Origin of the sequence: Corallococcus sp. 4LFB (genome assembly GCF_046520365.1) — a bacterium.
In the GTDB taxonomy this organism is placed as follows: Bacteria; Myxococcota; Myxococcia; order Myxococcales; family Myxococcaceae; genus Corallococcus; species Corallococcus caeni.
The window spans coordinates 18,819-27,078 of the sequence record NZ_JBKGHJ010000049.1; the positions used below are offsets into that span (position 1 = coordinate 18,819).

Annotated in this window: 5 protein-coding genes and 1 pseudogene; 2 read left to right on the top strand and 4 right to left on the bottom strand. The window is 69.7% G+C overall.

Annotation, left to right across the window (positions count from 1 at the left end; translation table 11 throughout):
• Positions 1-152: 152 nt before the first annotated feature.
• The gene (locus ACLEQD_RS08270; RefSeq protein WP_410382977.1) at positions 153-1,733 is read left to right on the top strand and encodes an amidohydrolase family protein; all 1,581 of its coding nucleotides are present in this window, start codon (positions 153-155) and stop codon (positions 1,731-1,733) included.
• 236 nt (positions 1,734-1,969) lie between these two features.
• On the opposite strand, the gene ACLEQD_RS08275 is transcribed toward ACLEQD_RS08270, so the two are convergent.
• From ACLEQD_RS08275 to ACLEQD_RS08290, 4 genes and pseudogenes are all read right to left on the bottom strand, one after another.
• The gene (locus ACLEQD_RS08275) at positions 1,970-2,305 is read right to left on the bottom strand and encodes a J domain-containing protein (RefSeq protein ID WP_410382978.1); all 336 of its coding nucleotides are present in this window, start codon (positions 2,303-2,305) and stop codon (positions 1,970-1,972) included.
• A gap of 317 nt (positions 2,306-2,622) precedes the next feature.
• Positions 2,623-4,278: a hypothetical protein gene (locus ACLEQD_RS08280; RefSeq protein ID WP_410382979.1), complete on the bottom strand. Its 1,656-nt coding sequence runs from the start codon at positions 4,276-4,278 to the stop codon at positions 2,623-2,625.
• A gap of 19 nt (positions 4,279-4,297) precedes the next feature.
• Positions 4,298-5,749, bottom strand: coding sequence for an aldehyde dehydrogenase family protein (locus tag ACLEQD_RS08285; protein ID WP_410382980.1), 1,452 nt, complete (start codon positions 5,747-5,749; stop codon positions 4,298-4,300).
• Positions 5,750-5,782: 33 nt separating this feature from the next.
• Positions 5,783-7,413 (bottom strand): annotated as a pseudogene (locus tag ACLEQD_RS08290) (acetolactate synthase large subunit).
• A gap of 101 nt (positions 7,414-7,514) precedes the next feature.
• Between ACLEQD_RS08290 and ACLEQD_RS08295 the strand changes: the two are divergent.
• The coding region (locus tag ACLEQD_RS08295; RefSeq protein ID WP_410382981.1) for a LysR substrate-binding domain-containing protein at positions 7,515-8,260 on the top strand (746 nt) is incomplete at its 3' end.

The following is an 8,260-nucleotide window of genomic DNA, read 5'->3' on the forward strand; positions in this document are numbered from 1 at the left end:
ACCCTCCCCGCTCCATCCCTATCTTCAAGGCCCAGGGTTCGTGGGTGCCGCCTCCCGGCCTCGCGCGACGCACCCCGGGCAGGCAAGCCGCGCCACGGTGGGCGGAAGCCTGACGTGGACCGAGGGAGGCCTGTCGCCACGGGAGGCGCGCCATGAGCACCGGAGCATCCATCCCCAAGCCCGCCGACGCGGTCCCCCGCTACGTGCTGGAAGGCCGGGTGGTCACCCTCAACTCCCGGGACGAGGTGCTGGAGCGGGGGCGCGTCCTCGTGCGCGGCAGCCGCATCGTCGCGGTCGAGCCGTCGGGCGGCCCCCTCCCCGAGGCCTTCCGGGACGCGCCCCTCATCGACACCCAGGGGACGCTGTATCCAGGGCTCATCGACCTGCACAACCACTTCGTCTACGACGTGCTGACGCTGTGGCGGGTGCCGAAGCGATACCTCAATCGCACCCAGTGGCCGCGCCACGCGGACTACGCCCCGCTCATCTCCCTGCCGGTCCGCGTGCTCGGCGGACATGCCCCTACGGCCCGCGCCATCGTCCGGTACATCGAAGCCAAGGCGCTGCTGGCCGGGACCACCACCGGCCAGGGGATCCGGACCCGGGTGTCCGGCGGAGAGGCCCTCTTCCGGGGCGCCATGCGCAACGTCGAGGAGCCCCGCGACGACCACCTGCCCGCGGGCAGCACCCGCGTGATGGACCTGCATGACGACGCCGCGGACATCGAGTCCTTCCGCCATGCCCTGGACTCCCACGCCGCGTACTTCTACCACCTGGGCGAAGGCGTCGATGACTACGCCCACCGCCGCTACCTGGACCTGGCGGGCCATGACCTCATCCAGCCGTCACTCGTCGGAATCCACAGTCTGGGATTGCAGCGCCCGGAGCTGGACCGGATGGCCGGAAGTGGCGCCAAGGTCGTGTGGTCCCCCTTCAGCAACCTCTTGCTGTATGGGCAGACCTTGCAGGTGTCGGACCTGCTCGGCGCGGGCGTGACGTTCTCGCTCGGCTGTGATTGGTCCCCCACCGGCAGCAAGAACCTCCTCCAGGAGCTGAAGGTCGCCCGCCACGAAGCGGCGCGACAGGGCGCGTCCCTGTCGTCACGGACCCTGGTGCGCTCGGTGACGGCGGACGCCGCCCGGGTCGCGGGCTGGCAGACCCAGGTGGGCACCCTGCGCGCCAACGCCCTCGCGGACCTGCTGGTCATCGCGGGCACCGGCGGCGACCCCTACGACACGTTGATCTCCGCCACGGAGAAGCAGGTGCGCCTCGTCACCGTGGATGGCGTTGCCCGCTTCGGAGACCGCGCGCTGATGGAGCCGCTCGCCTTCGACCCGGCCCATCCCTCCGAGACCTGGACCGTCGACGGCGCCGAGAAGGCCTTCTACCTGTGGGCGGAGGACTCCCCCCTCAACGACCTGGGCTTCGAAGCGGCACGGTCCCTCCTCGAGGAGGCCATGGCGGACCTGCCGGACTTCCAGCGACGGATGGAGCTCGCGGAGCGCGAAGGCGTGGGCCCCGCGCCCTTCACGCTCGTGCTCGACAATGAGCCGCAGGACGTCTTCGCCACCGGGCCCGAAGCCGCCGCGTTCGTCACCGACGTCCACCGCGTCGCCGGACGCATCACGCTCGATGCCCCCACCGTGGGCGGGCCGGACTACTGGGAGCTCCTATCGGCCCAGCACAACCTGGATGACACACTGAAACAACAACTGCGGCAGGACTATGCGTGAGGGGCGTCCGGAGTAGAGGCCGCTCCGGAAGGCTTCGCGGACGGCTACGCAAGGCAGGCGCGCTTCCGGCGCCAGGCCAGCGGCGACCTGGACACGTCCTTCCGCACGGACGCGAACGGCTACGCGTCCGGGTTCTTCCCCGGCGAGAACGCGCGTCCGCGGTTGAAGAGCACGGGGCTGCAGGCTCAAAGCCGGGGCATCCCAATACACGCAACCCACCGGCGCGCCCGCCTGCCTCAATGCATCCGCACCTTCACGCTCATGCGCCCCCTGGGGATGTTCAGCGTCGACCTTGGCTCCGGGGCTGGGGTCGTCGCCGTGTGGAAGGGGCCCGCCGCGGGCGCGGTGGGAGCGCTCCGGGCATCGTCACGGTGATTGGCGTCGTAGCGCTGGCGCTTCGCCGCGTCGCCCAGCTCGTCGTAGGCGGCCTGGATGCGCAGGAAGTGCTCCGTGGATTCAGGCCGGGGGTCCCGGTCCGGGTGGAACTGCCGCACCCGTCGCAGGTAGGCGCGCCGGATGTCGCGTGCCTCCGCGCTCGTCTCCACGCCAAGCACCGCGTACAGGTCCACCATGGCCCGGAACCTGGAGACGGTGCGCGCGCACGGCAAACGGGCCGCGAGGCTCAATCATCCGTCCAGTCCCTCACGTCCGGCGCGTCGATGCGAGCCTGGAGACCGCGTGCGCGCGGGCCCGTTCAGGCCCGCGCGCATCGTTCCAACAGGTGCTCAGCGAGCCGGGCGCTGCGTCACCCGGATGGCATTGATGATCCAGGCGGACTGGTACTTCAAGCCGCGGCGGGTCAGCTCGCCGCGCAGGTTCGTCTGACTGTCCTGGGCCACTGGGACCGCGTATGGGATTGCCGAGGGGACGCGGAGGTGTGCGGTCCGGCCTACAGGATGACGATCTTGTCGTACATGACATCCGCGCCCGAATTGCTTCCTATGCTCAACTGGGTGCCATTCCGGTCCCGGGTTTCGACGAGTTCCTTTCCCTGGGTGATGTTGTTCAGGTCCCCGCCCACGCTCACGTAGTCACAGTTCTTCAGCTCCGTGGCCAGGAGGTTTTCCTTCTTGTTGAGCAGGTGGGTGAAGGCATGCAGCTCGTCGTGAGGGCCATACTTCACGGTGAGGAGGTTCTGCCGGGTGTCCTTGCCCACGCTCAGCAGGCTCGCTTCCAGGCTGACGCCAGGGTTGGGGTTCTGGGTGTTGAGGAACAGGTACCCCATCAAGGCATGGACGCCCAGGCCCGAGTCGTCGGTCCCGTCGGACTTCGGCTTGCCCGCATTGACGACCTTCAGGTCGTAGTTCAGCGCCTGCGTCTTGGCTCCGTGGACGTTGACGGAGCTTTCGGAGATGCGGCGGATCTGCGTCCAGTCCGTCGGATCCTGCGCGACCTGGAGGACCAGGTCGAGGATGCCCTCGTGGATCGCGAGCGTGCACTCTCCGACGACCACCAGGACGTTGCCCTGCTGCGCGCTGGCGAGCGTCATCAGCGCGTTGAGCTCTCCCGGCAGGTTCTTCAGATAGGCCGCGCGGTGGTCGTGGATGGCCAGGGTGGACTTGTCCGGGCTCGTGCCCCCGGTTCCGAAGACGGGCAGGTGAAAGCCCGGCTGGGAGCCGTAATTCCAGGCGGTCCGGGTGGTGGTGTGCTGATTCCCGTGCTCCAGGGAATGATAATAGACAAACAAGGGCGGACAGCCGTTGGTGGAGAAGCTGGCGACGAAGCCCGCGTGGTCGCTGAAGACGCTGGTCTCGAACTTCGGCTGGACCTGATACAGCATCTGGATCGTCGTGTCGTCGTCCGTCACCTTCCGGGTCATGAGCTGCTTGGAGTTGTTCGTCTTGGTGGTGAAGCTCATGAGGTAATCGAGCGTCTTCTGCTTGTTCCTGTAGACATTCTTCCCCTTCAAGAGCGGGAGCAGGACCTGCCTGGGTGCGAGGCTGTCGAAGTTGCTGACGGCCCCGGTGTTGATGTCGAGCAGGCGCCGGTAGTCGACATTGTATTTCTTGAAGAGGACCTCCAGGAGCTGGAGCTTGGTGGGGATGTCGGTGTTCATCCCGATGATGGCATTCGCAGCGGCGTGGACGACCTGCAGGCTTTCGTCGCGGAGAACGGCGTAGCAGCGCTCGATTTCATCCATGGCCTGCTGGAAGCGCTCCGCCGTCTGCCGGCTCTTCTCGAGCACGCCCTCGAGCTCCGGGCCATAGGGCTCCTCCTCTTCCTTTTCGATGGATTGCGCGGCCTCGAACAGGGCCCACAGCTGCTGGCTGTAGGACTCGGTGAGGTCCGCCATCTTCAAGCCGATGGCCCTGGGAATCCTCGCGCGCTCCAGGAGGAACCCGAGCTTGGGCACGCCGTTCGGGAGGGGGCTGTTCTGCTTGATCTGCTGAGCCTGTTTGTCGAGCCGGTCCTTGAGGATCTTGTAGGAGCTTTCGGTCAGCGGCTTGGTGGCCTTCGCGTTCCCTGACATGCCCTTGAGGAAGGTCGCCGTCGGCGCCGACGGGTTCGTGAGGCTGGAGGATTGGGGCAAGGGCTTCACGGGCATCAGGGCCTCCTTCGCGGCTTCAAGAGGGAGAGGGAACATGACTCTGGCGAAGCACGAGCAACCGGAGTTCCGTCATGTCCTCGATGGCGTACCTTACGCCCTCGCGGCCCAGCCCGGAGCCCTTCACGCCGCCGTAGGGCATGGTGTCCACCCGGAAGCTGGGCACGTCACCGACGACGACCCCGCCCACCTCCAGCTCGTCCCAGGCCTGCATCGCGCGTGACAGGTCCTGCGTGAAGAGGCCCGCCTGGAGGCCGTACCGGCTGGCGTTCACCCGGCGCAGCGCCTGGTCGAAGTCGCGGAACGGCTGGAGCAGCAGCACGGGGCCGAAGGCCTCCTCCGCGCACAGCGCCGCGTCCTCCGGGACGCCCTCCAGCACCGTGGCCTCCAGCAGCGCGCCGCGCCGCCCTCCTCCGGTCAGCACCCGGGCTCCGCGCGCCACGGCCTCTTGAATCCATCCCTCCAGCCGCCGCGCCGCGGGCTCGTCAATCAGCGGCCCGAGCGTGGTGGACGCGTCCCGGGGGTTGCCCGCACGCAGGGCGCTGGCCCTCGCCACGAGCCGCTCCCGCAGGGCGTCGTACAGCGACTCGTGCGCGAGCACGCGCTGCACCGAGATGCAGCTCTGCCCCGCCTGGAAGAAGGCGCCCTGGGCGATGCGCTCCGCGACGAAGTCCAGGCGCGCTGCCTGGTCCGCGTCCACCACGCAGGCCGCGTTGCCGCCCAGCTCCAGCACCACCTTCTTGCGGCCGGCGCGGGCCTTCAAGTCCCAGCCCACCTTCTCCGAGCCGGTGAACGACAACAGCTTCAGCCGGTCGTCCTCGATGAAGGGGCCCACGTCCTCCAGGCGCGTGGGCAGCACCGAGAAGGCGCCTTCCGGCAGCGCCGTCTCCGCGAGCACCTCCGCCATGAGCAGCGCGCTCACCGGCGTGCGGTCCGACGGCTTGAGCACGAAGGGGCAGCCCGCGGCGATGGCGGGCGCCACCTTGTGCGCCACCAGGTTGAGCGGGAAGTTGAACGGCGTGATGAACGAGCACGGCCCCACTGGCACGCGCTGCGTGAAGCCCCGGTAGCCCGCCGTGCGCTGTGACACCTCCAGGTTGAGGACCTCGCCACCGCCGCGCACCGCCTCCTCCGCCGCCGCCTTGAAGGTCTCGATGAGCCGGACGACCTCCGCCCGCGCGTCGAGCAGCGGCTTGCCCGCCTCGATGCAGAGCGCGAGCGCGAACTCCTCCGCCCGCTCCTGGAAGCGGCGCACGCAGTGCTCCAGCACCTGCTGCCGCGCGTAGGGCGCCAGCTTGCGCATGGGCCCAGCGGCGCGCACCGCCGCGGCGATGGCCTCCTCCACGGCGGCCGCGTCCGCGACGGCCACGCGCGTGACGACCTCTCCCGAGTACTTGTCGGTGACGGCCAGCTCCGCGTTGGGCTGCCTCGGGCGGTTGGCCAGATAGTACGGGTAGCGCTCAGCCAGCATGGGGTGCCTCTCCTTCGCGTGGGTGTCCATGGCTCACGACTCCACCAGTGCGCCGGCACCGAGCGCCTGCGCGGTGTCCGTGTAGTCGATGGGCAGGTCGATGACGTGCACTCCGCCCGACTCCAGGCAGCGGGTGAGCGTGGCGCCGAACTCGGTGGCGCTCGCCGGGCGGTGTCCCCGCGCGCCGTAGGCCTCCGCGTAGCGGACGAAGTCCGGGTTGCCCAACGTCATCCCGAAGTCGGGCAGGCCCAGCTCCTCCTGCTTCCAGCGGATCATCCCGTAGCCGTCGTCGCGCACCACGACCACGGTCAGGTCGAGCTTCAGCCGCACCGCCGTCTCCAGCTCCTGAGAGTTCATCATGAACCCGCCGTCACCGCAGACGGCCACCACCTTGCGCCGGGGATGGACGAGCTTCGCGGCGATGGCGGACGGCAGGCCCGCGCCCATCGTCGCGAGCGCGTTGTCGAGCAGGAGCGTGTTGGGCCGGCGGCAGCGGTAGTAGCGGGCGAACCACAGCTTGTACATGCCGTTGTCCAGGCACACGACGCCGTCATCCGGCATGGCGCGGCGCACCTCCGCGACGAGCGCGCGGGGTAGATGGGGAAGCGGTCGTCACCGGCGCCGCTCACGAACTGCGCGTCGAGCCCCGCCCGCGAACGCTCGAAGGGCGTGAAGTCCCAGTGCGAGCGCGGGCCCACGCCCTCCGCGATGCGCCACACGGCGTTGGCCAGGTCTCCCGTCACCTGCACCTGCGGGAAGTACACGGGGTCGACCTCCGCGGAGGAGAAGTCCAGGTGGATGACCGTGCGGCGGCCGTCGCGCATGACGAACGGGGGCTTCTCGATGACGTCATGGCCCACGTTGAGGATGCAGTCCGACGCCTCGATGGCGCGGTGGACGAAGTCGCCGTCGGACAGCGCCGCGGTGCCCATCCACAGCGGGTGCGTCTCATCCACCACGCCCTTGCCCATCTGCGTGCTGAAGAAGGGCAGGCCCACGCGGTCCACGAACGCGCGGAGCATTTCGGACGTCAGCTTGCGGTTGGCCCCCGCGCCAATCATCAGCAGCGGACGGCGGGCCGACGCGAGCGCCTCCACCGCCTGCGCGATGGCGCCCTCGTCCGCCACGGGCCTTCGCGGGACGCCCGGCGACAGGGGCACGGCGTCGGTGGACTCGCGCGCCACGTCCTCGGGCAGCTCCAGGTGGGTGGCGCCGGGGCGCTCCTCCTCCGCGCGGCGGAAGGCCTCGCGGACCGCGGAAGGGACGTGCTCCGCGGAGACGAGCGTGCGGGTGGACTTGGTGAGCGGCCGCATCATCCCGACGACGTCGACGATCTGGAAGTGCCCCTGCTTGCCCGCCTTGATGGGCTTCTGCCCGGTGAGCATCACCATGGGCATGGCGCCGAGCTGCGCGTACGCGGCGGCCGTGACGAGGTTGGTGGCGCCCGGCCCCAGCGTCGCCAGACACACGCCCGCGCGTCCGGTGAGCCGGCCTTGCGTGGCGGCCATGAACCCGGCCGCCTGCTCGTGGCGCGTGACGACCAGGCGCATTCCCGCGGCGCGCATGGACTCGAGCAGGTCCAGGTTCTCCTCTCCGGGAAGTCCGTAGACACAGCGGACGCCCTCGGCTTCGAGCGCCTTCACGAACAGATCCGATGCCTTCATGGGGTGCCTCTCCTTCGTGGCGAGGAAGATGTACCCGCGGGCGTCGATTCGTACATTCGTCTGTTTTCATCGGGTCGATAGATGCCGTCTATGATGGCGCCATGGAGCTCCGACACCTCCGCTACTTCTCCGCCGTCGCGGACACGCTGCACTTCGGGCGCGCCGCGCGGCGGCTGCACGTCTCCCAGCCCACGCTGTCGCACCAGATCCACCAGTTGGAGGAAGAGGTCGGCACGCCGCTCTTCGAGAGGGCTCGGAGCGGGGTGCGGCTGACGCAGGCCGGGGAGCTGTTCCGCACCTATGCCTCGCGCGCGCTGGAGGACGTGAACGCGGGCCTGTCCGCGGTGGGCGCGCTGCGGGGGCTGGCCACGGGGGCGCTGCGCGTGGGTTATCCCCCGAGCATGCGCGGCCTCGTGGTGCCGGCGCTGGCGGCGGTGCTCCGCAGACACCCCGGGCTGGCGCTGAGCGCGCAGGAGGCCGTCGTCCGGAAGCTGGAGCGGCAGCTGGCGGCGGGCAGGCTGGACGTGGGACTGGGCTATGCCCCCGCGCGCCTGGCGGACCTGGATGCGGAGCCCGTCTTCGACAGCCGGCTCGCGCTCGTCGTCGCGCGGGGACATGCGCTGGCGGGCGCGGAGTCCGTGGGGATGAAGGTGCTCGCGGAGGAGCCCTTCGCGCTGCTGTCACGCGGCCTGCGGGTGCGCGCCCGGGTGGACGCGCACTTCGCGGCCATGCGGTTCGCGCCCCGCATCGCGCTCGAATCGAACGCGGTGGCCACCGTGCTGGCCATCGTCCGCGCGGGCCTCGCCGTCACGGTGCTCCCCGAGCCACGGCTCGCGGACGCGGAGCG

Coding starts and splice junctions, on each gene's coding strand:
- ACLEQD_RS08275 (WP_410382978.1), bottom strand. CDS start 2,305: ATGGTGGACCTGTACGCGGTGCTTGGCGTGGAGACGAGCGCGGAGGCA.
- ACLEQD_RS08285 (WP_410382980.1), bottom strand. CDS start 5,749: ATGCTGGCTGAGCGCTACCCGTACTATCTGGCCAACCGCCCGAGGCAG.
- ACLEQD_RS08270 (WP_410382977.1), top strand. CDS start 153: ATGAGCACCGGAGCATCCATCCCCAAGCCCGCCGACGCGGTCCCCCGC.
- ACLEQD_RS08280 (WP_410382979.1), bottom strand. CDS start 4,278: ATGCCCGTGAAGCCCTTGCCCCAATCCTCCAGCCTCACGAACCCGTCG.